19 protein-coding genes are annotated in these 23,884 nt (G+C 69.9%); 4 read left to right on the top strand and 15 right to left on the bottom strand.

All coding sequences use genetic code 11. The annotated features are described in order from the left end of the window. Positions 1 to 19 precede the first annotated feature (19 nt). Positions 20 to 1,636, bottom strand: a complete 1,617-nt coding sequence (locus tag ACFYY2_RS04060) for a phage tail sheath family protein (protein ID WP_388736683.1) — start codon at positions 1,634 to 1,636, stop codon at positions 20 to 22. A gap of 343 nt (positions 1,637 to 1,979) precedes the next feature. Here ACFYY2_RS04060 and ACFYY2_RS04055 point away from each other — a divergent pair, with 343 nt between their 5' ends. After that, positions 1,980 to 3,506, top strand: coding sequence for a hypothetical protein (locus ACFYY2_RS04055; RefSeq protein ID WP_388736680.1), 1,527 nt, complete (start codon positions 1,980 to 1,982; stop codon positions 3,504 to 3,506). 72 nt (positions 3,507 to 3,578) lie between these two features. On the opposite strand, the gene ACFYY2_RS04050 is transcribed toward ACFYY2_RS04055, so the two are convergent. From ACFYY2_RS04050 to ACFYY2_RS04040, 3 genes are all read right to left on the bottom strand, one after another. Continuing rightward, a complete protein-coding gene (locus tag ACFYY2_RS04050) occupies positions 3,579 to 5,669 on the bottom strand; it encodes an ATP-binding protein (protein WP_388736678.1) in 2,091 nt (696 codons plus the stop codon). Beyond that, positions 5,666 to 6,355, bottom strand: coding sequence for a DUF4255 domain-containing protein (locus tag ACFYY2_RS04045; protein ID WP_388736835.1), 690 nt, complete (start codon positions 6,353 to 6,355; stop codon positions 5,666 to 5,668). The genes ACFYY2_RS04050 and ACFYY2_RS04045 overlap by 4 nt, the downstream gene beginning before the upstream one ends. Before the next feature lie 335 nt (positions 6,356 to 6,690). Continuing rightward, the gene (locus ACFYY2_RS04040; protein ID WP_388736675.1) at positions 6,691 to 7,302 is read right to left on the bottom strand and encodes a LuxR C-terminal-related transcriptional regulator; all 612 of its coding nucleotides are present in this window, start codon (positions 7,300 to 7,302) and stop codon (positions 6,691 to 6,693) included. Between the two features lie 159 nt (positions 7,303 to 7,461). Here ACFYY2_RS04040 and ACFYY2_RS04035 point away from each other — a divergent pair, with 159 nt between their 5' ends. Continuing rightward, on the top strand, positions 7,462 to 10,425 hold the full coding sequence (locus ACFYY2_RS04035) for a LuxR C-terminal-related transcriptional regulator (RefSeq protein ID WP_388736673.1): 2,964 nt from the start codon (positions 7,462 to 7,464) through the stop codon (positions 10,423 to 10,425). A gap of 181 nt (positions 10,426 to 10,606) precedes the next feature. Here ACFYY2_RS04035 and ACFYY2_RS04030 read toward each other — a convergent pair whose 3' ends face one another. Next, entirely contained in the window at positions 10,607 to 11,065 is a 459-nt protein-coding gene (locus tag ACFYY2_RS04030) for a DUF6882 domain-containing protein (protein ID WP_388736670.1), read from the bottom strand. Further along, the gene (locus ACFYY2_RS04025; RefSeq protein ID WP_388736833.1) at positions 11,055 to 11,669 is read right to left on the bottom strand and encodes a DUF6000 family protein; all 615 of its coding nucleotides are present in this window, start codon (positions 11,667 to 11,669) and stop codon (positions 11,055 to 11,057) included. The genes ACFYY2_RS04030 and ACFYY2_RS04025 overlap by 11 nt, the downstream gene beginning before the upstream one ends. A 414-nt stretch (positions 11,670 to 12,083) precedes the next feature. Here ACFYY2_RS04025 and ACFYY2_RS04020 point away from each other — a divergent pair, with 414 nt between their 5' ends. Both ACFYY2_RS04020 and ACFYY2_RS04015 read left to right on the top strand, forming a co-directional pair. Further along, positions 12,084 to 12,869: a DUF4253 domain-containing protein gene (locus ACFYY2_RS04020; RefSeq protein ID WP_388736667.1), complete on the top strand. Its 786-nt coding sequence runs from the start codon at positions 12,084 to 12,086 to the stop codon at positions 12,867 to 12,869. Between the two features lie 37 nt (positions 12,870 to 12,906). Next, on the top strand, positions 12,907 to 13,044 hold the full coding sequence (locus ACFYY2_RS04015; RefSeq protein WP_388736664.1) for a transposase: 138 nt from the start codon (positions 12,907 to 12,909) through the stop codon (positions 13,042 to 13,044). A gap of 176 nt (positions 13,045 to 13,220) precedes the next feature. Here the strand turns inward: ACFYY2_RS04015 and ACFYY2_RS04010 are convergent, their stop codons facing one another. The 9 genes from ACFYY2_RS04010 to ACFYY2_RS03970 form a co-directional block, all read right to left on the bottom strand. Further along, positions 13,221 to 13,730, bottom strand: coding sequence for a hypothetical protein (locus ACFYY2_RS04010; protein WP_388736662.1), 510 nt, complete (start codon positions 13,728 to 13,730; stop codon positions 13,221 to 13,223). 8 nt (positions 13,731 to 13,738) lie between these two features. After that, the gene (locus tag ACFYY2_RS04005) at positions 13,739 to 14,500 is read right to left on the bottom strand and encodes a hypothetical protein (protein ID WP_388736660.1); all 762 of its coding nucleotides are present in this window, start codon (positions 14,498 to 14,500) and stop codon (positions 13,739 to 13,741) included. Beyond that, the gene (locus tag ACFYY2_RS04000; protein WP_388736657.1) at positions 14,455 to 14,886 is read right to left on the bottom strand and encodes a M48 family metalloprotease; all 432 of its coding nucleotides are present in this window, start codon (positions 14,884 to 14,886) and stop codon (positions 14,455 to 14,457) included. Before ACFYY2_RS04000 ends, ACFYY2_RS04005 begins: the two co-directional genes overlap by 46 nt. A 419-nt stretch (positions 14,887 to 15,305) precedes the next feature. Next, the gene (locus ACFYY2_RS03995; protein WP_388736654.1) at positions 15,306 to 15,626 is read right to left on the bottom strand and encodes a hypothetical protein; all 321 of its coding nucleotides are present in this window, start codon (positions 15,624 to 15,626) and stop codon (positions 15,306 to 15,308) included. A gap of 438 nt (positions 15,627 to 16,064) precedes the next feature. After that, entirely contained in the window at positions 16,065 to 16,658 is a 594-nt protein-coding gene (locus ACFYY2_RS03990; protein WP_388736652.1) for a hypothetical protein, read from the bottom strand. 112 nt (positions 16,659 to 16,770) lie between these two features. Beyond that, positions 16,771 to 17,442, bottom strand: a complete 672-nt coding sequence (locus tag ACFYY2_RS03985) for a hypothetical protein (protein ID WP_388736651.1) — start codon at positions 17,440 to 17,442, stop codon at positions 16,771 to 16,773. Between the two features lie 1,018 nt (positions 17,443 to 18,460). Continuing rightward, on the bottom strand, positions 18,461 to 20,221 hold the full coding sequence (locus ACFYY2_RS03980; RefSeq protein ID WP_388736649.1) for a beta-galactosidase family protein: 1,761 nt from the start codon (positions 20,219 to 20,221) through the stop codon (positions 18,461 to 18,463). Further along, positions 20,218 to 21,951 carry an amylo-alpha-1,6-glucosidase gene (locus tag ACFYY2_RS03975; protein WP_388736646.1) on the bottom strand — a complete coding sequence of 578 codons (1,734 nt, stop codon included), beginning with the start codon at positions 21,949 to 21,951 and terminating at the stop codon, positions 20,218 to 20,220. The genes ACFYY2_RS03980 and ACFYY2_RS03975 overlap by 4 nt, the downstream gene beginning before the upstream one ends. After that, positions 21,948 to 23,846: a hypothetical protein gene (locus ACFYY2_RS03970; protein ID WP_388736644.1), complete on the bottom strand. Its 1,899-nt coding sequence runs from the start codon at positions 23,844 to 23,846 to the stop codon at positions 21,948 to 21,950. Before ACFYY2_RS03970 ends, ACFYY2_RS03975 begins: the two co-directional genes overlap by 4 nt. Positions 23,847 to 23,884 lie beyond the last annotated feature (38 nt).

Below are 23,884 nucleotides of genomic sequence, written 5' to 3'. Positions count from 1 at the left end.
GGGCCGGAGACCGTGACCTCTACTCCTCCAGCTCACCGCTGCCGCCGGAGAACTGCGCCAGCCGGAAGATCACGAACTCGGCGGGCTTGACCGGCGAGACACCGATCTGACAGATGACGCGCCCCAGGTCCACCGACTCCGGCGGATTGGTCTCGGCGTCACACTTCACGTAGTAGGCGTCCTCCGCCGTGGCTCCGAACAGTGCGCCGCTGCGCCACTCGGTCACCAGGAACGCGGAGATGTTCCGCCTGATCCGGGCCCACAGCGCCTGGTCGTTGGGCTCGAACACCACCCACTGCGTGCCGTTGAGGATCGATTCCTCGAGGTAGTTGAAGTACCTGCGGACGTTGAGGTAGCGCCAGGCCGGGTCGGAGGACAGGGTGCGCGCACCCCAGACGCGGATGCCGCGGCCGGGGAAGGTGCGGATGCAGTTGACGCCGATCGGGTTGAGCAGGTCCTGCTCCCCCCGGGTGATCTGCATCTCCAGGTCGACGGCGCCGCGTACGACCTCGTTGGCGGGGGCCTTGTGCACGCCGCGCTCGGAGTCGTTGCGGGCCCAGATGCCGGCGATGTGACCGCTCGGCGGGATCAGCCGGGTCTGGCCGCCCGCCGGGTCGAACACCTTGATCCACGGGTAGTAGAGCGCCGCGTACTTGGAGTCGTAGTTGGACGTCTCCTGGCGCCACACCCGGATCTGCCTGGCGTTGAGGCCGGGCGGCGGGTCGATGATCGCCAGCCGGTCACCCATCAGTTCGCAGTGGGCGATCAGACCGAGCTGGACGGCCTTCACGGCCTCCAGGTCGATCGCGCCGCGCTGGTAGGCGGCCATCAGGTCGGGGACGGCGACCATCGAGATCTCGTCCACCGCTTCGAGGCCGCCGAAGCCGGTACGGTCCGAGGAGTCGCCCAGGTACTCGGCGATGCCGACCGAATCGCTCTGTTCCGCGTCCGGGACTGCGGGGGCCTGCGGAGCGGCCGCGGGCGCCGCGAGCGCGACCGTCTGGTTGTCGGGGCGGGCGAGTTGCGACGCGGCCGCCCCCTCCTGCACGGAGATCAGCGTGGAACGTTCCTTGACCTGCGTCACCACGTAGTTGCGGGCGCTCTTCTTCGCCGAGACGTCGAAGGTCTCGACGGGCTTCGCGCCGTCCTTGACGATCAGCCGGAAACGCTCGGCGGGGCCCTCGCCCTCGGCGTCCGTGACCTCGACGCTGAGCGTGCCGCTCTCGCCGGGAGCGACGGCCGACACCTTGAACGTCCCGAGGACCGCCGGCTCCCCGGCCGTCAGCGCGGCGGGCGCCGCACCGCCGGCGACTGCCGAGCGGCCGCGCCGCGTACCGGCGCCTTCGCCCTGGGTTCCCGCGACACCGCCGGGCACCCCGCCCACGCGGACGACATAGGCGGCGGACCCGCCGTTGTTGAAGAAGCCGTACACCGAGTGTGCCAGGAAGTAGCCGTCGGTGAACTCACCGAAGGAGGCGACGTACTGGGTCCAGTTGGTGACCAGCGTCGGCTCGTTCAGAGGACCGTCGGGTGCCAGCCCGACGAAAGCGGCCACCGAGGTACCGACCCCCTCGATCGGACGAGAGCCGCTGGCCACCTCTTCCACGTACACGCCCGGCGACAGATAAGACGGCATGCTCTGCTCTCCTCGGGGTACCCATACAAGATCAGAATCACCTTCGCTTGCGCCGCACGCGCGGGTAAACGTCCTCAGGTGCCTCGTCGAGGGCATCATGCGTGCCCCCGGGGGCACCGGCGGGAACGGCCTCGGTCCTCTCTTCTTGCCACCGGGGCGTCGCGCGGGTTCGACGGCGTGGCACCGTGCTCCACGCCGTGGAGCACGGCTGTGAGCTATGTCCCGCGCCCCCGACAGCCGGGCCCACGAGAGGTCTTCCGGGGCAGCCGGTGCTGCCCTTCGGGCAACGGGGCTACCCCGTGGCCTCTGACGCCGCCCCTCCCGTGGGCATAGCGTCCGACGGGTGACCACCTGGACATCCCTGGAGCCCGCCTCGACCACGGTCGACCCGGGCAGCAGCACCACCGTACGACTCCGTCTGCGCAACACCGGCGACGTCGTCGATGAGTACCGCTTCGAGGCGGTCGGCGACGTCGCACCGTATGTCTCTGTGGAACCGCCATCCATCAGGCTCTTTCCGGGGACCACCGGAGTGGTGGAGCTGACGTTCGCCCCGCCCAGAACGCCGGACGCGACGGCCGGCCCGCACCCGTACGGTGTGCGCGTCCTGCCCACGGAGCAGCCCGGGGCCACCACCGTGGCCGAGGGCAACGTCACCTTCACCACGTTCATGGAGGTGCGCGCCGAGCTGGTCCCTCAGACCGTCAAGGGACGCTTCAGGGGCCGGCCGAAGCTGGCCGTCGACAACCTCGGCAACACCGTCCTCACGGCGTCGATCGGTGGCGGTGACAAGACCAGTGACGACCTCTCGTACGAGATCGTGCCGTCCAATGTCCAGATCCAGCCCGGCCGCGCGGCCTTCGTCGACGCGACGCTCAAGCCGCGGCAGATCACCTGGGTGGGGCAGAAGCAGGAGCGGCCCTACGAGCTGTCGGTGCGACGCTCCGGGTTCGATCCCCTGGCGGTGAACGGGACGTACGTACAGCGCAGCCTGCTGCCGCTCTGGATGATGACCACGCTGAGTCTGCTGCTCGCCCTCACCATCACCGGTCTCGTGCTCTGGTTCACCTACAAGGCCCCGGTCCGCACCCTCGCCCAGCCGAAGCTGGAGCAGGCGGAGGCCGCCGCGCTGCCGGAGGAACCGCCGGAGAAGCCGGCCCAGAAGCCCAAGCAGGCCCCCGAGCCCTCGGAGGGCTCCGGTTCTTCGGGTGCGGGAGGCGGAGAGAAGAAGGAGCCCGAGGAGAAGAAGGTCGAGCGGGGTCCGTTCCCCATCACGTCGGAGGACGAGCCGAACCTCTTCGTGCAGTTCGCGCAGGTGAGACTGGTCGAGGGCGCCGGGGGCTGCAAGCTGACCGCGACGCACACGGAGGGCAAGCTGGACGAGGCGACCCAGAAGGCGCTGAAGTGCTTCCAGGAGTCCAACGCCTCCAGCTACGGCACCTTCAGCGCGGTGGCGGATTCCGACGGGCTCGGGAATCTGGGCCGTTCCACGATGACGGCTCTCCTGGCATCGCACTTCGTCGCGGTGAAGACGGTGCCGCTGAACGCGGACGAGGAGAGCCCCGAGGTGCCCTGGGTCCGGAACATGCTGCTGTGGGGCACGCAGGGCGAGTTCGACGACGGTGACCTCGCCGTCACGGTCGCGTGCACGAAGGCCAACATCCAATACCTGCGCGATAAGATCCAGCTCAAGGAGAAGCCGAGCCAGGCCCTGTTCGACAGGATCAAGGAGTACCAGGGTCAGTTCCCCGACGAGAAGACCGGTGTCCTCGACGAGTCGACACTCAACAAGGCGAAGGTGGGCTGGGTCCACGCGCAGCACGATCCGGGCACCGTGGTGGCCAAGGGCTGGCTGCCGGCGCCGATGTAGTAGGCGGCCCGCCGGTCGGTGGCGCGTGGCCTGCGGCTTCCGGCAGGCCACGCGCCCTGTGCGATCCGGGAGCTACCAGGAGGATTCCTCCAGGACCAGCCGGCCCGCTTTCCGGTATTCGCGCCGGGCGCCCGCCAGCAGGTCCGCGGTCGACACGCCGTCCCCGCGGCCCGCTGCCGCGTAGGCCGCCGTGACGACCGCGCTGCGGATCGAGCCGCCCGCCAGCTCGAAGTCCGCGGCGCAGGAGGCCGGATCGACGTCGTCGGCGCACGGGACGTGGGCGAGGCTGTGCCGCCACAGCGCCAGGCGCTGCTCCTCGTCGGGGAAGGGGAAATCGACCACGAGGTCCAGCCGGCGTGTGAAGGCGTCGTCGATGTTCGAGCGCAGGTTGGTGGTCAGCAGGGCGATCCCGTCGAACGACTCCAGCCGCTGGAGGAGGTACGCGCTCTCCATGTTCGCGTGACGGTCGTTGGAACTGCTGACCTCCGAGCGCTTGCCGAAGACGGCGTCCGCCTCGTCGAAGAGGAGCACCGCGTCGGTGCGGTCGGCCTCGGTGAAGATCCGCTCCAGGTTCTTCTCCGTCTCTCCGACGTACTTGTCGACGATCGACGGAAGCTGTACGACGTAGAGATCGAGGCCGAGTTCGCCCGCGACCACCTCTGCGGAGAGCGTCTTCCCGGTGCCTGAATCGCCCGCGAACAGCCCCACCACTCCCCGGCCGCGCCCGCCGCCCGCACTCAGCCGCCAGTCCCCGAGCACCCGGTCACGGTGCTGGGCGCGAAGGACCAGTTCATGCAGCTGCGCCAGTGGGCCTTCAGGGAGGACCAGGTCCTGCCAGCCGACGTCGGGCCGGATACGGCGGGCGTGCCGTTCGAGGCCCGAGGCGGACTGCTGGCGGGCCGCGAGCCGCAGATGCGCGGCCGACAGCTCCGTGCCGTCGAAGGCGGCGCGGTCCAGGGCGGCACGGGACGCACGGCCGATCCCGACGGGACCCAGCCGGTAGGCGGCGACCACCGGGGCCAGGTCGAACGCCGGCTCCTCGGGACCGAGCGCCGCCCTCCAGGCGTCGAGATCGCCCGCGCGCTGCCGGGGCGCGTCCAGCACGATCGGGTCGCGCCCCGAGTCACACCACTGCGGGTCGTACGGACGCGGGTCGGCGAACAGCACCGGGACGTCGTCGGCCGCCAGCTCCCTGATCAGCTCCCCGGGCCGCTCGGGCAGCGAGGTCACCACGATCGCGCGGCCCGTCAGTCGCGCCTCACGGAGCAGTTCCCGGTGCGGCAGGCGCTCCCCCGCCGTACGCTCCACCGGTGTGTGCTCTGCCGGGTGGTGGTCCCTGGGGTGTTCCCCCGGCACGAGATGCAGGGCGGGGATGCCTGCGGCGGCCAGGGCGGCGGTGGCGAACGCCAGCCCGTCGCCGTCGCGGTGCTCACGCAGGTAGACCGTGAGCGGGCGCGCCCGGAGCTGCCCGGCCAGCCTCCCCGTCATCGGGTCGCCGTGATGTACCGCGCCGTCCGGGCTCTCCGCCTCTGTCAGGGGCTGCCGGTACGGAAGCAGGCGTACGGTCCCGCGCAGGGCCGGGTCCGGGGTGTCGTCGCCGAGCAGATGGGCCACGACCCGGTCGGGGACGCGCAAGGAGCGGCTCAGGAAGGGGCGTTCGGGGTCCTCCAGCTCGATCAGTCCGCTTGCGCGCAGCCGCGCGGCCGGTTGGAACCGGGACCGTCCCGCGGCGGAGTGCGCGGGTACCCCGCAGAGGTCGAGCGCGAGCCCGACGGTCGCCCGGCGACGTGTGACGTCGTCGTTGAGGTACCCGTACAGCGGCTCGAACGTGCGGTCCAGGTCGGGTGCCATCGCGATCAGCAGGATCCGGGTGTCGAGCGGACTGAGGCGCAGCCAGTGGGCGAGCCAGTGGAGACGGTCGTCGTCGGCCGGCTCGGCCTCCGTCTCCGGCTCCCCGGGCTCGTCCGGCCGGCCCGGACCGGAGGGAGTCGCGTCCGCCGTGCTCCGGGACAGCAGCTGACGTACCGCGTCGTCCGTCAGATACATCCCGCGCATCGGATCGGTGGCGGTCGGGTCGGTCGCGCTGCGGCGTTCGACGAGGGACGCCACCCGCCCGCGGAGTTCCGCGAGCCGTTCGAGCAGCGGGGCGGAGGGGTCGCTCACGTCGACCGCTCCCGGATCGTGCTCGTCGCGCCGTGCTTCTTCGTGAAGTCCTCCTTGGCGGCGTCGACGCTCTGCGCGCTGTGGTGGCGCGCCGGGCTGTCGTCGGGCACGCCGTCCGTCCCGCGCACCTGCACACCGAGCCCTTCCGTGACCGGCGGACCGACCTTGTACTCGGGGTACGCGAGGAAGGGCGCGGTGATCACCACGTCCAGGGACGGCTTGAGTTCACCGCCGAGCGCGGACCAGATGTCCGCGAGCGAGCGGGCCTCGGTGTACAGCCCCGCGACGGTCAGCGGGACGGAGAGGCCGAGTCCCGCGAGCGTGCCGGTCAGGTCCTCCGGCGGGAGGATCTCCTTGGGCAGCAGGGTGTGCAGGACCGCGGAGAGCATCCGGTGTTCGTCCTGCGTGCGCTTGGTCCACGCCGTGACGAGGTAGGAGAGCCGGAACCACCGTGGCGGCTGATGCTGTCCGAGGACGATCCCCTGCTCGTCGCGGACGGACACCTTGCCGCGCTGGCGCCGGTTCGTGTCCTCGCGGATGTCGTAGAGGTACGCGTCGATGGTGGGCGCATTGCGCCGGGCCGCCCAGTCGCGTGTGGGAGCGTCGAAGGAGATCTCGACGTCGGACCCGGCGAAGGCGCCGCGGACGAGGAGCCCTTTCAGGATGTCATCCACCTCGTGGATCACGGTCGTTCTGCCCTTCACCCTCGCTGCTCACGGAACCGCACACTGCCGGACGGAACGTCACGGAGCGACGTTCCCTGTCGACACGTCGCGACATCGGCATACATGCCGTGAGGCCGATCTCACCACAGGCGGCCGGACCGTCTGCGGGCCGGCCGGTCGCGGGCGCCCCGTCATGAGACACCCCACCTCATCGTCGCCGAGAGGACACCCGGCCCGCGAGGCACTCGGAGGCCGACCACAGGGCGCCCTCGCTGCCCCGGCATCGCCCTACTCCTGCCCTCGGGGTCCTTGACCCGGAGCCCTCGGCTCGAGCCCTCGGCTCGACGGACAGACCGTCAGATGTAGCCTTCACGTAAGGCATAGGCCACGGCATGGGCACGGTTGCGGAGCTGCAGCCGGGTCGTCAGACCGTGCATCACGTTCTTGACCGTGCGTTCGGAGTACGACAGTTTGCTGGCAATCTCCCCGGTATCCATTCCCTCCGCCACCAGTCGGAGCACATCGATCTCGCGTGGCGCCAGGCCGGACGCCGTGATGATGCCCGTCGCGCTGTTCGTGCCCCGTTGCAAGGTGCCGACCTGGGCGATCAGCCGCCCCAGCAGGTCCGAGGGCAGATCCCCGTCGCCCCGGGCGGCCGCGAGGACCGCGCGCAGAAGGCGCTGGCCGGTGGCCTCGCGCCGCCACACGATCGCGCCGACGCCGTATTCGATCACCTGGAGCAGCTCCGCCTCGCGGATCAGGCTCGTGACGAGGACGGCCTTGGTGCCGTCGGCACGTGTCAGCCGCCTCAGCTGCGACAGCGTGGGTTCGTCCAGCGCCTCGGCGAGCAGGACCGCGACCGTGCCTGGCCGGCCTGCGCCCTCCTCGACCAGTTCCACCTCGGAGTGCCGGCGGAGCTGGCTGACCGCTCCATCCATGGACAGCGGATCCGACGCATGGACTTCCACGGGAATTCTGACCGGGGCTCGATGAACCATGCCTGTACGTCCTCGCGTCTTGCCTCAACAGAACAAACCGTTCCTGCTTCTTCCATCCTTCCTTCGCCGACAGGACGACGACAACGTGGCCAACCACGAGACCGACCACGAGATCGGCGGCACGTCCTCATGACAGCGCTGTCGAGCCGTCCGGGCCCCTGTCCGCCGGTCACGGCACCGTGGCCGGACCCGGGCCACGCATCCGCCGGTCTGCTCGAACGCAGTTCCGCGCTGGACCTGCTGGCCGCGGAGGCACACCGTGCCCTGAACGGATCCGGACGGCTGGTCCTGTTCCGCGCACCCACCGGCACGGGCCGCAGCGCGCTGCTGGAGGCCGCCGCCGAACTCGGCGCCCGGATCGGCATGCGGGTTCTGCGGGCCTACGCCTCGGCCGAGAGCCCGGGCGTCCCTCTCACCCTCGTGCGCCAGCTCCTCGGCCTGCCGCACGATCTCGACGGCCTCCACGACGACGGCCCGCACCACCTCGGCCTGCGGTCCCGCCTCTGGCAGTCGCTGCGCGAACACGCGGCCGAGACACCCCTGCTGGTCGCCGTCGACGACGCGCACCTCGCCGACCGGGCCTCCCGGCAGTGGCTGGCCGAGGGGGCCCGGCTGCTGGCCGGGCTGCCGGTCCTGATGGTGGTGACCGAGCGCGGGCAGTACGACATCGCCCCGGCGGCTCCGGGCCTCGCGTACTCCCTGCCACCCGGTGTGGTCCGTATGCACGCGGTGGCTCCGCTGAGCCGTCCGGCCGCGGAGGAGCTGGTACGCGGTGCCCTGGGTCCGGACACCGGCGCCGCTCTGGTGGACGGCTGCGTGCGGGCGGGCGCGGGGAACCCCCTGCTGCTGCGCGCGTTGCTCGACGATCTGCGGGCGGTCCTCCCCCACGGCGTCCGGGCCGCCGCGGACGGCGGCGGCCCGGAACCGGCACTGCCCGAGCACTGCGCCGAGTTGTACCCGGGAGGCTTCGTGACGGCGGTCTCGTGGTGGCTGAGGAATGCGGGCGAAGGAAGCACCATGGTCGCCCGCGCGCTCGCCGAACTGGAGGACACCGCACGGTACGACGACGGGGAGTGCGACTCTTCCGGCGGGTCCGGGATGCCGGGCGCCCATCAGGGAACCGCCGGGGACGATGCCGCGTGCCCGAGCCAGGAACCCGGCGACGAGTTCAGCGACTTCCTCTCCGAGCTCACTCATGCCGATCCCGACCGCGTCAACGGCTGGATCACCGCGATGGTCAGGCTCGGGCTGCTGCGCCGTGCGCCGGGCACCGGCGTCCCACGCTTCGCACACCCCCTCCTGCGCGGAGCGGTCCTGGACGCCTGGCCCCGTGCGGACCGGCAGGCCCTGCACCTCCGCGCGGCCGAACTGCGTCAGCGCCGGGGCCACGGGGTCGAAGCGGTGGCCGGGCATCTGCTGCGCACCACCCCCGGCAGCGCGGAGCGCGTGGCCAGCGGCCTCCTCGACGCGGCGGCCGCCGCGTCCAGAGCCGGCAGGACCGGCGCCGCCGCGCACTATCTGCGCCGGGCACTGGACGAGCCGATGCAGCGAATGCGCCGGGCCGCGGTACTCACGGAACTCGGCGAACTGGAGTTCGCCGCCTTACGGACCAGCGGGATACCACGCCTCACCGAGGCACTGCGCCTCCAGAAGGAGCCCCAGGAGCGGGTGCTGGCTGCGGTCCGTCTGGGCAGCGCCCTGGCCGGCCGGGGCAGACCGCATGCCGCGCTCGACGTCATGCGCGAACTGGGCCCGCTGGACGAGGAACCCGCCCTGGCCCGCACGGTCCAGACGGCCTCCGCCTTCTTCTCGGACCACGACCCGGAGATCCGGCGCACCGTCCACACCCGGCTGCGTGAGCACGCCCGGCACTCCCCGGAAGCGATCAGCCCTGCCCTGCGCGCCCTGCTGGTCCGTTACGAGTCGACTGCCGGGCTGCTGTCAGCCGAGTCGGCCATGCGGCAGATCCGGCAGCTTCTGGCGGCTCCGGAGGATGCCCTGCTGATGCCTTATCTGCTGGGTACCGCAGCCGCCGTGGCCCAGTGGGCGGACGCGTCGGACGACGCCGACCACATCATCAGGACCGGGCTGGCCGAGCACCGGCTGTCGCCACTGCACCCCGCCCACCGGTCGCTGCTCAACGCGCGGCTGGACACCGCAGCCGCGCGCGGTCATCACCGGTGGGTGCTGGAGGAGACCGCCCAGCCTTCACGGGTTCCGGGCGACCCGTCGCGCGCGGGTGCGAGCAACGCCCTGGCCCACCGCGTCATCGCGCTCGTCGAGTGCGGGCGCCCTGCCGACGCCGAACGCCTCATCGCGGGCGTGGAGGTCGGCGAGGCCGAGAACGACTGGGAGAAGAACCGGTTTCTCTACGCCCGTGGCGTGCTGCGTGCGTCCGTGGGCGACCATGCGGGCGCCCTGGCCGATTTCAGGGAGTGCGGCAGGCGCCAGGCCGGCCGCGACGTGGAGAGCCCCGTCGTCACACCGTGGCGCTCGGCCGCCGCCGAATGTCTCCTCCTGCTGGGGAGGACACCCGAAGCTCTCGCGCTCGCCGAGGAGGAGCACCGGTACGCCGCTGTGTGGGACACGCCCCGGGTGCGGGGCCGCGCGCTGCGCGTGCTCGGCGCGGCCACCGGCGGGCGGCGCGGTCTCGAACTCACCGCGGAGGCACTGGGAATACTGCGTGGCTCATCGCTCGACGTCGAACTGATCCCCGCCCTCATCACCCACGGGCTGCAGCTCACGGCCGCCGGACAGCCTCGCAGTGCCCGTCCGCTGCTCAGGGAGGCCGCGACGACGGCCGAGCGCCTGGGCGCCGTACGGCTGTCGGTCCGCGCGGAACTGGCCCTGAGCGCGAGCGGCGCCCGCCGCAGGAGCGCCCCGCTGACGGGCCGCGACTCGCTGACCGCCGGTGAGCGCCGCGTCGCCGACCTCGCCGCGGGTGGACGGACGAACGCGGAGATCGCCGAACTGCTGCATCTGGCGCGACGTACCGTGGAGACCCATCTGACCAGCACCTACCGCAAACTCGGCATACGGCGCAGGCTGGAACTTCCGGCGGCGCTGAACATCGATACCTTGAAGCCGACGTGACCTGACCGGAGGTCGGCACGTCTTGGGTGCGGAGCGGGCGGAGGGCAGCTCCCGTCCGGTCCTGTGGCCCGTGACGCGTGAGCGGTCAAGTGCACCAGGGGTGGGCAGGGGTGGCCGCTAACAGATCGACGTCTGAGCGAGGGAAGGCCCGGTGGCTCGACCTCGGGGCGCGGGCGGGAAATCAGTCGACGTTGACGGTGAACGTGGAGACCTTGCCGTCCGCAGCGGTAAGGGTGACCGGCCCGAAGGTGATGATCACGGCCGAATTACCTCCTGGACCTTTGTAATAGCCCTCCGCCCCGGTGCCCCGGACAGCCAACGCCACGAGCGTCGATGCGCCTTGCTCATCGACGTCGGTCTTCGGCTGGGCCAGGGCGGGATGCCCGTTGGCCTCTGCCCAGTCACGGAAGCCGAGGGCGTCCCGGCTCATGCCGGGCAGGATGCTCTTGTTGGCCCAGGCCCACAGCCATGAACCCGAGCCGGGGCTGAAGCTGCCGAGGATCTGGGCGGGCGCTGTCGCCGTCTTGTCGGGGCTCGACTGCGTCGCCTCCCGATCGTCTCCCGCACACGGCCCTGACCCCTCGCCGGGCGACCATGGGCAAAAGAGAGTCCGCCACGAAATCGGGCGGTCATAGCCCATCGGCGCACTCGTCGACGAACGCGCAGAACCGACGAATGAGACTCAAGGAGCAGGGGGCCGGGTCCGAGTCGCCCTGCATGTGAGGTGCGCCCTGAAGCCACTGCTGCCACAGACCTCCCGGTTCCCGGAAACGGTCGGCTTGGCCGCGTTTTAGGTTCAGGTCGATGAACTGGAGTGCTCCCATGACGACCGTCTGGTCGTATGCGAGGTCCGGGCGGCGCAGGTAGCGATCAAGGTAGGCGGCGAGCAGTTCAGCGTCGCGCGCCGTTCCGAAACTGGCCAGGGCCACGCTGTAGGCCGACCCGACGCAGCAGACTTCGCTGGCCAGCAGGAGTTCCCCGAGGCGCTCACGGAACTCGGTCCGGCGGGAGACCGCTACGAGCCAGGCCGCAGTTCTCCGTTCTCTCCAACTGCCTTCGAGAAGCATGGCGATCTCATCTGCGGTGATGAGTCCCGCGTCGTCACGGAGAGATCGGGTGAATCGGTCGTACTCAGGATCCTCCATGCGCAGCAAGCTGCCGCCCAGCTTCAGATAACGCCGTTCGGGCGTGACATAGCGGCGGCTCAGGGCCAGCAGCTCGGCATCGTCACGAGGATCGCGCATCACACGAACGATCTTGCCTTGCCGGCTCGGAACGGGCCAGCCCCCTACCCTGCCCCCGGTGTGACGGTGTACGGGAGTCGGCCCTTGTGTCCAAGTGAGTAATCAGATCCACGGCCCAGGGGTCAGCCGCCGTAGCGGCCCCACTCATCGAGACCGCTGCAGAGGTGGCTTCGAGGCATCGAGGGGCGTCAAAGCCTCTGTTCTCACCCAGTACATGGCCGATGAGGGAGTCCTCGCCGCGCCGCCAGGAGTCGGTCACTCCCTGCACCGCTCGGACCGGCTAGATTCCATTCCACCGAGACCCAGCGCGCAGACGACCGTGCGCACAGGCGATTCGATTGGATCGCTGCTGGTGGGCAGTCTTCGTGTCCTGCGGGTAGTCGCGCTGTCAGCACCACGGTCTACGGTGCAACCATGTCGTTTGTCCTGCTCGATGGTCTGCCACCCGGCCGGTTCCTGTCTTCCGGTCCCGCACACGTGTGGGTCTCTGACGAGTTTCCCCAAGACGTCGATCGGCTGTGGCCTCGCCTGCTGAGCGAGCAGAAAGGCCGTGGCCTGGTTCCGCTCCTGTGCCGGCCCGACGCCCTGGGAAAGCCTCTCGGCCTGGACCACGTGGATGCCGTCCGCCTGGAGGAGGTGCTGGCCACGGATTTCGACGAGTATCGGCGCAGGAGGCTGCCCTTCTGGATGGACCCGACACCGGACCCGGTGCCCGAGGGAGTCGAACCATGGCCACACGACCCCGGGCCGCCCTTCGAGCAGTGGCCGGGCCTGGCACCGCAGATGCCGGATGCGTCCGCAGGCTCGAAGCCTGAGGAAGCGGCGGCGATCCTGTTGTCCTGGTTCATCGAGATGGGGGAGATCGGGCTGGACGCGTGCCGACTCGTGCTTGTCCCCGCCCATCGCAGTAGCGATGCTCTGGCGTCGATCGGCTGGTCCGCGGAGGCGCCGCTGCCTCTGTTGTGCGCACTCCTGCGAAGCTGGGAAGACCGCTTCGGCGCCCGGGTCGTGGCGGTGATCGGCAGCGAGCTGCACGTATCGGTCGCGAGGCCGCCCGTCGAGGCCGAGCACGCGAACCTGCTCGCCCTGGAACACGTGCTCTCGCTCGCGGACAACATCGTCGACGATCCGCCCACGCCGTTCGCCGAGTACGCGATGGACCTCATGGGACGGACTTCCTGGTCGTTCTGGTGGGACTAGGCATGACGGCCGTGCTGCCTGCGTCGTTGGTTCGGACGTGCCGTTGACTGATGCCCAGTGGGCGAGGATCGAGCCGTTGCTCCCCGGACCGGGCACCGAAACACGTGGCCTGTGGAGAGACCGACGTGACGTGATCGATGCGATCGCCCGGAAGTTCCGGACCGGCTCGCAGTAGGTACACCTTCCGCAGATTCAGGTGCTGTCTACCGGCCCGGAAAGGCCTGCGGATCGGGAGCATTCGTCGAGGTGACGGACGATCGCGCCGCGGGTGCCGGCCGATGCGCGGAGGTGCCGGGCCCTGATGCCGGACGTCGGCGTCGCCTCTGGCCACCCCGTCCCTGCAGCAGTACGTCATGGGGATTTGCGCCGGGCCGCACCCGATTCCTCGAGCCAGTCGAACATCCTCCACTTCGAGTCGAAGGCCTCGCCATCGGCAAGCGTCGCGGCCTGAAAGGTCCGGGGGCCCGGCTGTGTGCCGAAGTCCCGGCAGGCGGTGGCCAACTGCTGGAAGCGAGTCAACATGTGTGACCAGACCTGTTGTCCGGTGGAGGTCGGTACGGTGAAGTACGCCTCGGCCTGCTTCACCGCCCGACCCAACCCACCGCACGCGAGGTTCAGCGTGCCGATCGACCCGTGGGGTGCGAACGCTGCGTAGAAGTCCTTCTCCGCCGCAGAGAGCGCTTTGATGTGATCCAGGCCCCCGAGCACCGCCCACGCGTTGCCCTGGATCCGGGCCATCGATGCCGAGGAGGTGGGTCGCGACTGCTCCAGCACGACCCAAGGTCGCTGATCAGACCGATGGGGCGGGTCCGACATGTCGACGGCGAGCACCGTCACGCCGATGGCGGTCACAACGACCACGGCGGCCGTCACCTGGGCGCCGTGCTGCCACATCCGGCGAGGCGGCCGCTTCGTGGGCGGCCGCGGTGCCGGCTGCTGCCCGGTTCGGCCGCGCCTTCGCCAGAGCAGGCCCACGCCGCGACCCGCGAAAGCGGCCAGTCCTGCCGCCAAGGTCCCGAAGGACAGGACGAATGCCAGCCCGAACTCCACAGCGTGCCCGCCACCACGTCCGGCCACCATCTGCACGTGTTGGTCATGGTGTTCAGCAGACCGAGGCAGCCGTCGGCCCTCATAAGAAGATAGGCACCCCCCGCACCCAGCAGTGCCGCGATCCCCGCCGAGACCAGTCCGCTCAGCAGCCACCCGGTGTCCTTCACCGCAGCGACACAAGCAGCCGTCAGAGTCATCCCGCAGCAGATCACGAGAATGGGCCACCACATGTGCACGAGCTGGAACGGCCCCGTCATGCGCACAGCAGCCGGGTTCGGCGTGTTCAAGTGGGCCAGTGCCATGGCCAGCCCGGCCCAGCAGACGACCCCGCCCGTCAGCCCCGCGGCCAGGAGACGGCCGGGCCCGAACGAGCGTGGGGCATGCTGCGCGGCCGCCCCCGGCAACGCTCTGGCAAGCCATTTCGGGGGGCCCACCGGTGCCTGGATCGTCAGCACGAGCAGGGGGAGCACCCAGAGCAGCACAGACGCCCACCACAAGCTCCGGAGTGCCCCGTCCGAGCCGGGAAACCAGCCCATCACCGCGATGACTTCCAGCATGGGGCCGACGTGCGGGGGCGGCACTCCGGGCATTCTGTACGTGCTGAGGACGCCGGCCCCTCCGGCGTACCGGTGAAGAAGAGAGTACCCAGGCCCATCGCCGTCCACAGGGGCAGGACCGACGTGAGGAACACCCGCCACAGGGCGACCGTGAAATAGGTGACGCCGACATCCCCGTTGCGCACGTGGGCGAGCTCGTGCAGCACCACAGCGCGGAATCGATCGCGCTGTGTGTCGCTCGTGGCGACCAGACCGCCGTCCAGACGGATCGTGGGACGACGCCATCGGCCGAAGACGACGGCACTTGCCGTCACCGCCGCCGAGGCGACGACGAAGCGGGGCGGCCTGGCGAGTCCGGCGGTGGCCACGAGTTCGTCGAGCAGTGGACGCAGCGTGCCGTGAACATCCATCGCGTCCGTGGCACGACCTTGGAACGCCGCGTCTTCCACACCGGCAAAAGCCAGTACAGCGCGACGACCATGGCGATCATCACAGCCCCCACGCCGAAGGACATGCCGGTGAAGTCCTGGCTGAACTTTTCGAGGCAGGCGTCCAGCGGGCTTCGTTCTGGTCGGAACGGAGGACCCTTTTGTCCCAGGACCAGCCGGGGTCGACACCTGCGGCCAGCCAGCAGGCACCTTCCTTGTCGGCGGTCTCGGACGATGCGAGGAGCTGCCGGACGGCTGAGGGGATCATGGCCACACCGGCCGTCACCAACAGCAGGAGGAGCAGCACGAATCGCAGAGTGTTCCGGACGCCAGGACCTTCTCGTCGAGCCGGGACGGGTCATTCCCCGATCGGGTATCAGCGGCGGCCGGTAAACCGGCCATCACGTCTCACTGTCAGCCTCGGCGACCGACTCGGCCGGACCGGGATCCTCCCGCTCGCCCAGCACCAGCCTGGCCACGACCGCGTCGGCGATCACCGCCGCGCGCCCCTCTTCCAGACCACGCTGCACGGCCATCTCCACCACCGCGTTGTGCACTTCAACAAGCTGCTCACGGATCAAGGGCGGGACCGTCACAGCTTCGGCAGGCCTGCGGAGAAGCGCGCGGAGCCTGGATCTCGCCCGGCCGGTGGCACTGTCCACCGCCACCGTCACGATCTGCTGGGCCGTCTGGTCCAAGGCCAGCCACACCACAGGAGTCACCAGGGCGGCTACCTCGCCGAGACCGAAGTCAAGGGCCTCGCGTCGGCCTTGCTGCCCAGCCTTCGTACGACCGTGGCGTCGTCGAACCTGGCGAGCCCTACTACCAACGGCATCTCCTCCGCAGCCACTTCGGCCACGACATCGTGAACCACGTCGCGGACTCGCGTCGCGTCCGTCGCCCCTCGTACTGAACTGCTTCGAACCCCATGACACCCCCGTGATCGGACCCGGTGCGTCAAGTCCGGCACCCGCACCAGCTGTCAGCCTGGCTGCGCGGACTCATCGAGACAAGCGCTTTGGGAGCACTCCTGCGCGGAGAGGATCGCCACCGGGACCCGGCACGGGCGGCTTCCCACCGGCCGGCCCCGCGCGGGACGAGCTGCGCGTTCCAGCTGGATCGTCATCTGCACCGGCGCCGGGAGCCAGGGGCGGCAGGTTCTACGGGGCGACCGTGGCCGTAGGCCCCTGTACCTCCAGGACGACAGCCGTGCCGCCGACGGTCCGGTCTTCGTGCATCGTGATCAGTTGGCCGGGCCGGAGGTGTCGCCACCGCGAGGGTGCGAGGGGGGCGAGCCGCACCGCGGAACGCTCGCCGGGCCCCAGCGCGGGGCGGAACTCGACCCACAGGCATGCGATGTCGAGAGCTTCCCCACCCATTGGTGCCCGATTTCCGATGCTCCACATCGGCCGCAGAACACCGGCTCCGGAGAAGGGAGTCTGCCGTCGGCTCTCGCCGGCCGGCCGAAGCGTGAGATCGGCGCGGATGACCCCGTTTCGGGATTCGTAGCAGCGCCAGTGGCACCAGGCCGCGCTTCTCTCCAACTGCATCTGCTCGGCGGCCGTGGCGAGCTTTTCCCAGAAGCCGAGTGGAACTGGGCGAACGCCGCCCAGTTCCTCCAGAAGTCCAAAGGCCACCTCCCACTCGTCGTGAGCCAGGTAGTCCCAGACGTCGTTGACCGTGATGTCGTTCTCGGTGGCGATCTCCGCGGGGACCAGCAGGCCGGCGGCTTCCAGCAGCTCGGGGACGTTCATGGGCTGATTCTGGACCACGGGATCGGCGGACCGTCCGACGGGCCGGGAGGAAGGCGTAGCCGTCGGCCACCGAGGTCGCCGACGGCGTGAGCCCGCGACGCGGCCGGGGTGCTCAGTTCCTCTGCATGCCTGGGTCGACTGGACCTCCCGCGTGGCTGAGACGTTCTCCGAGAGCTGCCAGCGCCGCCCGGTAGGGTCCGTCCGGCAGCAGCTCGTAGCGTTTGACCGCGCGTAGGAAGAGGCGGAACCCGAGGTCGGCGCACGTCTCGGTGATCACCTGCTTCAGCGCCGGCACCAGGGGGCCGGGCAGCGGCCGCGGGTTGAACACCTCTCCTTCCTCGTGCGCCCGCGTCAGCGCGGCGGCCACCGGCGCCATCGCCCTGTGCGCCGCGGCGCACAGCGCCTCGTCGCTCACGGGTTCGGCAGCGGGCGGGGTGAAGCCGGGATCACGGGCCGACTCGGCCGCGAGCCAGGTCGATTCGATCCGCTCCAGCCACTCCCGCGCTCCGACGCGCTGCTTGGTCGGATCGAGCGCGTCGTCGGTCGACCCGACCCAGGCCGTGCGGATCGTGTCGTCGGACAGGCCGGAGTCCAGCAGCCGACGTATGTCACGGCCCAATTGCAGGGACGCAGGGTGGCCGAGCTCCCGGACCGACCGTTCGGTGATCAGGAGTATGGCCGAGACCGGCCCCTTTTCGATCAGGCAGTCCATCTCCGCGTGACGCAGTTCCGTCAGATCGTCGCACTGCTCGGACAGCCAGGCGAGGCCGGTCTCATCTGCCATGTTCACTCCAGGTACGGGACGGAAGCTGCGCCCCCGGCCGTCGGTGCGGCAGCATCGACGCGAACACGGCAGGCTGGTGCGCAGGCCACGACACCGCGAACAACTCGTTGAGTTCTCCGTCGCACAGGTCGGGGCGGACGACCACCATCTCATCGTCAGCCTGCGACGATCCACTGATCAACATGCAGAGCAGCCTGCTACGCGTCCCGAGATCGTGCTCCCCCTCCACGAACTTCTGCGGGGCGGTACCAGGCAGTGTCCGGCCGATCGTTCGTCTGAGATGGGACATGCATGATGTCGCCCAAGTCCTGGCATCTGCGGCGCCACCACGGCCAGGCACGTGGTGCCTGAGGGTCGTGCAGGGTGCGTGCCAGGAAGTCGGCGTCGGCATTCTTGACGATCGACGCGATTTCCCGGGCTGCTCGTCTGTCGAGAGCGCCGATTGCTCGCTCTATCAGGAGTCGGTCATCCCAGATGTCGTAGCCGGGCAGGTGTGGCTCGGGCAGGTAGAGAGGGCGTCCTGGGCGGCGTACGAACGCTTGCCAGTAACGGACGGCGTCTTCGAGCTGCCGGATGGGTAGGCCCCGTTCGGCTTCGAATCGGGCCGCCTGGCGAAGTGTGTGAGGTGAGAGCTGTGAAGGCCGGTCCCGGTAGCTCCGAAGGTGGGACCGGCAGAGGGCGTCCAGGCGTAGAGCAGCCGCCGTCTTGCGGGGCATGACTCTTCTTTCGCACGTAGTGATCTGGGTGAGGAACTCTACTGTGGGAGCTTGCGGCAGGTCACGTCCTGAACCAGATGAGAAGTGCCGCTGCGGCCGGCACCACCACGTCACCCTCGTCACCGCGGCCCAAGCCTTCCTCACTCTCAGGCGGCTCGACCCAAAGGTAGGCACGCCGGCCTGACCCTCTACCAGGTCCTGACCCGCCTCCAGGACCTCCTGAAGGGCTGGACAGGCACCTGCACCACCTGAACCGACCCCCACCCCGCAACCGAAGCGACACAGAACCTGACGAAGCGCTACTAGTCCTCCACTGGCCCCAGATCGAGGTCGGCCAAGAAGCGGACCGTGGCATCCGGAGCGGTGTCGAGTTCGAGCACGACCAGCGTGTTCTCGCCGGGTACGAGCACAGGTCCGGGAACGAACAGCGTCCTCTGCGGTCCGCGCGACCAGTACCTCCCGAGGCAGAACCCATTGATCCACGCGACTCCCTTGCCGAGTCCCGCGACGTCGAGGAAGCGGTCGGACCGGTCCTCCGCCTCGAAGGTTCCGGCCGCCAGAGTCAGTGCCGGCACCGACGCCGCCCCGGGGTCCGGGTTCGCGCCGGTGGCGGCGAGCCGGTTCACGTCATCGGCGTCGAGCGCCACCGTCTCCCACCCGGTGACGGGTTCGCCGTCGATGCGGGCACCGCCGATGATGCCCTTGTCCTCGCCCAGTCGAGGCCCGTAGTTCACACGTCCCTGGTCCTCTACGACGAGGAGCAGTTCCCGTGCGACCGGTGGCAGTGTCAGCGCGGACGCACGGTCCTCGCGCTGGAGCACGCCGACGCAGTGGCCGTCGACCACGACGTGGACGCGGTCACGGACCTCGCCGACGGTGAGCACCGATGCCTTCGTGAGGTGAAGCCGCGTCCGGTGCAGGACGTACGAGGCGTCGTCGCGGACCTCGGCGAACGTCGGTACGGTGTGGGTCCGGGCGACGGGCATCGCCTCGAACGCGGCCTCGGGAAACGAGGCCACGGGTGTGAGGCGGACCTCGCCGCCCGGTGCCGGTGCGGCTTCCACCGGCACGTCGCCGGGCACCGTCGTGTACTTCGCCAGCACCTCCCGGTAGGCCCAGTACTTCGCGGTCGGACGCCCCGCTTCGTCGAGCGGTGCGTCGTAGTCGTACGTGGTGGCGATCGGCTGGTACACGCCCCGGTCGTTCGCGCCGTTCGTCAGGGCGAAGTTGGTGCCGCCGTGGAACATGTAGAGGTTGACCGAGGCGCCCGTGGAGAGGAGGGCGTCCAGGTCGGCGGCGGACTCCTCGGCGGATGTCGTGTGGTGATACATGCCCCAGGAGTCGAACCATCCGTCCCAGTACTCGGACGACATGAGCGGACCGGTCGGCTGGTGCAGGCGCAGCGTGCGCAGCCGTTCCGGGGATCGTGAACCGAAGGACGCGGTCCGGTGCAGGCCGGGCCGTGAACCGTTCTCCAGCATGTGCGGCTGGGGCTGGTCCACCGTGGTCAGCGGCACGGTGACCCCCGCCTCGCGGAGCATGGCCGTCAGAGCGTCGAGGTAGTCCGCGTCGTCGCCGTATGCGCCGTACTCGTTCTCCACCTGGACGAGGAGCACCGGGCCCCCGTTGTCGATCTGCAGCGGAACCACGATGTCCATCACGCGGGCGAGGTAGGAACCGATGGCCCGCATGAACTGGGGCTCGTTGCGCCGCACCCCTGCGCTGCGGTCGGTGAACAGCCAGCTCGGCAGGCCCCCGTTGGTGAGTTCGGCGCAGATGTACGGTCCCGGACGCACGATGGCGTGCATCCCCTCGTCGGCGATCGTGCGCAGGAACCGTCCCAGATCGAGCGCGCCGACGTCGTTCCACGTGCCCGGCCTCGGTTCATGGAGGTTCCAGGGGACGTATGTCTCGACCGTGTTGAGGCCCATGAGCCGGGCCTTGCGGATGCGGTCGAGCCAGTGGTCGGGGTGCACCCGGAAGTAGTGGACGGCCCCGGAGAGAATCCGGAAGGGCACGTCGTCCAGGAGGAAGTCCTGTTCCCCGATGCTGAATCTGCTCATGCCGCACGCTCCTGGAGGTCGCCTGCCGTGTGGGTTCGCCGCCCGGAGCGTTCGGAGACCATGGAGAGGTACACCGAGGCGGTCCAGGTCATGCTGCGGTCGCGGAGACCGGCACCCGTGATCGCGTCGAAGTTCTCCGCCATGCCGGCTCCCGCACAGGTGGCCATGAACCGGTTCGCGATGTCGTCGGCGAGATCCGGCCGTCCGCTCCGGCGCAGTCCGTCGGCGAGCAGCATGGTGGAGGGCGCCCAGATGGGGCCGCGCCAATACCCGTCCGACTCGTAGTGCGGACTGCCCGGTGGTTCGGTGGCCGGGCCGTGGGGTGTGAGGTAGCCACCCTCGACCAGCCTGCGCACGGTGGTGTCGCGCATCAGGGGCGGGAGGAGGTCGCCGACGACCAGGGGCATGAAGGTGAGGAGGCTCTCCGAGTCGATCACCTGGCCGGTGCGGGTGTCGCGGGCGACGAACCGGTCACCGTGCCAGAACCGGTCGCACAGGGTGCGTACGGTGGCGTCGGCCCGGCGGGTCCAGCCGGCCGCGTCGGCGTCCCGGCCGCCGCGTTCCGCGATCGACGCGAGGGCGCGCATCTGGAGCGCGAGGTAGGCGAGGAGGTCGGGGCTCTGCACGGGAACACCCACGCCGAACGTCGTCGCGTTGTCCCATCCGGAGTCATTGCCGTGGTTGTACGACGGGATTCCGTCGTCGCCGTACACACGGTGCTCGAACCACCACTCGGTCCACCTCCGCAGCGGCTCGTACAGAGCGGCCGTCGTGTCGGCGTCGAGACCGCCCCGGTCCATGAGATGGGCTACGGCCCAGCCGTGGATCGGCGGTTTCACGAAGTTCCGCTCGACGCCGGCGTCGTTGACGTAGTCGGGGAGGCATCCGTGCTCGTCCTGATGGTCGAACACGGCGAGGAGCTGGTCGGCGGCCGCTCGCGGGTCACGCCACAGCGCCATCGCGTTGAAGCAGTGGTCCCAGCTCCAGACGTTGGTCATGCGGTTCTTGGACATGAGCATCGACTCGCGTCGCAGGGCTCCGCCGGCCGGCACCATGGCCGCCCAGGTGACGAACGCGGCCAGTCGGACGGTGTCCCCGATCCGGGGGTCGTCGCGTTCGTCGCTGCCGTGGGTGCGGCACCAGTCGTCGAAGTCGGACTGCGCCACGGCGGCGATGTCGTCGGGGTCGTCGAGGGGCTCGGTCGGCACGGCACTGCCGTACTCGTCGACGACGATCGTCGCCGTGCCGTCCCCGGCCTCGGTCCTCAGGCGGGCCTCGGAGTTGCGGATGCCGTCCCAGCGGGCGTCGAACCGGGTCTCGCCGCCGATGATCCGGATGCGGTAGTTGCGGTTCGCTCCACTGTCGATGAACCTCCAGGTGCGCTCGTTCTCCTGGAAGACCGCGTCGTACTGGGACACCGCGCGGAAGTCGAGCGTGAGTGAGCCGCCCCGCACACGGAGATAGGCACGGCCGGTGCCGTCGAGGACGACCTCGACCCGGGTGGTGCCGTGGTGGAGCGTCAGCCGGCCGGCTGTGGTCCGGGAACGGGTCTCGGTTCCACCGTCCAGGAGGAGGCGGACGATCTCCCGGTGACGGGCGTCACCGCGGACCGTACGCAGGAACACGCCGGTGTCCTGCTGGTCGGTGACCCGGGAGAGGGCGAAGTAGGATCCGCGCCGGCTGAACGGAGTGGCCGCGAGATCGATCCCCAGCTGTGCTGCCGTGCTCATGCGCGACTCTCCGATCCGTCCGTGGCACCGGTGCCCGGCAGTGCGACGCGAACCGACTCGCCGGCGCCGAGGGTCACCGTCCGGGGTTCCGCATGGCCTTCCGCGCCACCCGCGAGTGCCGAGAGATCGATCTCGAACGTGCGCTCGTGTGCGGCGTCGTTGACGAGTTGGAAGCCGTACTCGTCGATGCGGTAGGTCAGCCGGTAGGCGAGCTGCCCGAGTGTCACCGTGCCGGAGCCGACCACGCGGGGCGCGATGAGCAGGTCAGCGGTGAGGGACGCCCGCACGCCCAGGTACTCGGTGAAGAGCACCCATGCGTACACGCAGGGGTATTCGTAGTAGTGGGCGGCTCCGTGCCAGTCCGAGCCGTCGGCGTAGTACACGTGCCCCATGTCGTAGCGCTCGCCCATGACGTAGTCGTCGGAGGCGCCCTGCGCGGCGACGGTGTCGAGCTGCTGACGCAGCATCATGCCGTTTCGGCGCCATGACCAGAACGCCGCGTCCCAGGACCAGTAGCGGCCCGCGGCGCAGAGGTCGTAAGGGCCTCCGTCCCCTATCTCGTCGTCGGTGTAGTCCTGCACCCGGGAGGCGAGGAAGGTCGGGAAGCGCTGGAACTCGTCGAGCTCGCGGTCGACGAGTTCCAGGACGTGCCCGGTCTGCGCGGCGTCCGCCTGCCCGAACATCGCCGGCAGGACGTTGGCGAGCAGGTGGACGTGATCGTGCACCCTGCCCGAGCGGTCGACCCAGTCGACGAACCGGTTGGTGTCCTCGTCCCAGTATCCGGCCGGGAGCGGGGTGCGTACCGCGGTGCCGAGGCGTCCGGCCAGTTCCCGGTAGGAGCCGGCCTGTTCCGAGCGGCCGAGTACGTCCTCCAGGGCGGCGAGGAGTTCGAAGGAGTTCGCGGCGAGTGAGGCGGCCATGGTCTCCCGGCCATCCTTGATCACCTGGTCCTCGTAGTAGACGTCGGACCACAGGCGCCCGGACCGGTCCATGCAGTCGACGACACAGGACGCCGCGCCCTCGAGGTCCTCGATGCGGTCCCGCAGCCAGCCGGTGTCCTTGGTGCGGGCGAAGTACAGCCAGGCCGACTCCAGCACCTCGACGTTGCCGGTCACGAGGAACATGACGGCGTTCTGGGAGCCGTCGGCGCTGTTCCGCCGCACGTGGTACTCCCGGTCGCCGTCCGGCTGGACGGCGCAGGGGTCGCGCCACAGCTGCTGGGGGTCCTCACGCATCAGCCGCAGCTGCAGGTCGATCATCCGCCGCACGACGTCCTGGTCGGTGTGGCTCCCCCACGCCATCCTGCCCTTGATCTGGAACTCGTGGTCGACGTCCGGGTACGTGCCGACGTACTTGTCGGCGAGCGTGCTGATCACGTAGCCGTCCGGGTCCGGGTATCCGGCGGCGGTGGTGCGTTCGACGACGCAGGGCAGGATGGTGCCCCAGTAGAAGCCCGCGAGCGCGTCGGCCAGCGCGTCCGCGCCGGGCAGTTCGAGGGCGAACTCCGCGCCGTCGACGTCCGCGTGGGGGCGGGCCCGGTGCGCGACGACTTTCACGGTTCCGGCGTGGACGACGACCGAGCGGCGTTCACCGTCGGTACGCAGCTCGAACGCGCCGTCGGCGACCAGGTGCCAGGCCGGTTCTGTCCCGTCGGAGGACCGCGGGAGCAGCCAGCACGCCCCGGAGCCCGTGAGTTCCACAGGAGCGGAGCCGTCGTCCGGCAGGAGATGGCGGCCGGTGTTCCCGGTGGAGAGCAGCACGCTGGGGCCGCTGGACACGTCGAAGCAGACCCGCGTCTCCGGGCCCTCAACCGCCTCTACCGACCAGGTGCGTTCGTCGACGCGGGTCGATGTCCCGTCGGTGGGCAGTGCGCGCGCTGGGGCGATGAGTGGCATCGGTGTCGTGACTTCCTTCTTGCGGTGGCTTCCCGCCG

The organism is Streptomyces sp. NPDC001822, from assembly GCF_042892135.1.
Lineage (GTDB): Bacteria > Actinomycetota > Actinomycetes > Streptomycetales > Streptomycetaceae > Streptomyces.
This window is presented reverse-complemented; position numbering and strand designations above follow the sequence as displayed.

Coding starts and splice junctions, on each gene's coding strand:
- ACFYY2_RS03980 (WP_388736649.1), bottom strand. CDS start 20,221: ATGAGCAGATTCAGCATCGGGGAACAGGACTTCCTCCTGGACGACGTG.
- ACFYY2_RS04000 (WP_388736657.1), bottom strand. CDS start 14,886: ATGGATGTTCACGGCACGCTGCGTCCACTGCTCGACGAACTCGTGGCC.
- ACFYY2_RS03970 (WP_388736644.1), bottom strand. CDS start 23,846: ATGCCACTCATCGCCCCAGCGCGCGCACTGCCCACCGACGGGACATCG.
- ACFYY2_RS03975 (WP_388736646.1), bottom strand. CDS start 21,951: ATGAGCACGGCAGCACAGCTGGGGATCGATCTCGCGGCCACTCCGTTC.
- ACFYY2_RS04030 (WP_388736670.1), bottom strand. CDS start 11,065: ATGGGCTATGACCGCCCGATTTCGTGGCGGACTCTCTTTTGCCCATGG.
- ACFYY2_RS04020 (WP_388736667.1), top strand. CDS start 12,084: ATGTCGTTTGTCCTGCTCGATGGTCTGCCACCCGGCCGGTTCCTGTCT.
- ACFYY2_RS03990 (WP_388736652.1), bottom strand. CDS start 16,658: ATGAACGTCCCCGAGCTGCTGGAAGCCGCCGGCCTGCTGGTCCCCGCG.
- ACFYY2_RS04035 (WP_388736673.1), top strand. CDS start 7,462: ATGACAGCGCTGTCGAGCCGTCCGGGCCCCTGTCCGCCGGTCACGGCA.
- ACFYY2_RS04025 (WP_388736833.1), bottom strand. CDS start 11,669: ATGCGCGATCCTCGTGACGATGCCGAGCTGCTGGCCCTGAGCCGCCGC.
- ACFYY2_RS03985 (WP_388736651.1), bottom strand. CDS start 17,442: ATGGCAGATGAGACCGGCCTCGCCTGGCTGTCCGAGCAGTGCGACGAT.
- ACFYY2_RS04060 (WP_388736683.1), bottom strand. CDS start 1,636: ATGCCGTCTTATCTGTCGCCGGGCGTGTACGTGGAAGAGGTGGCCAGC.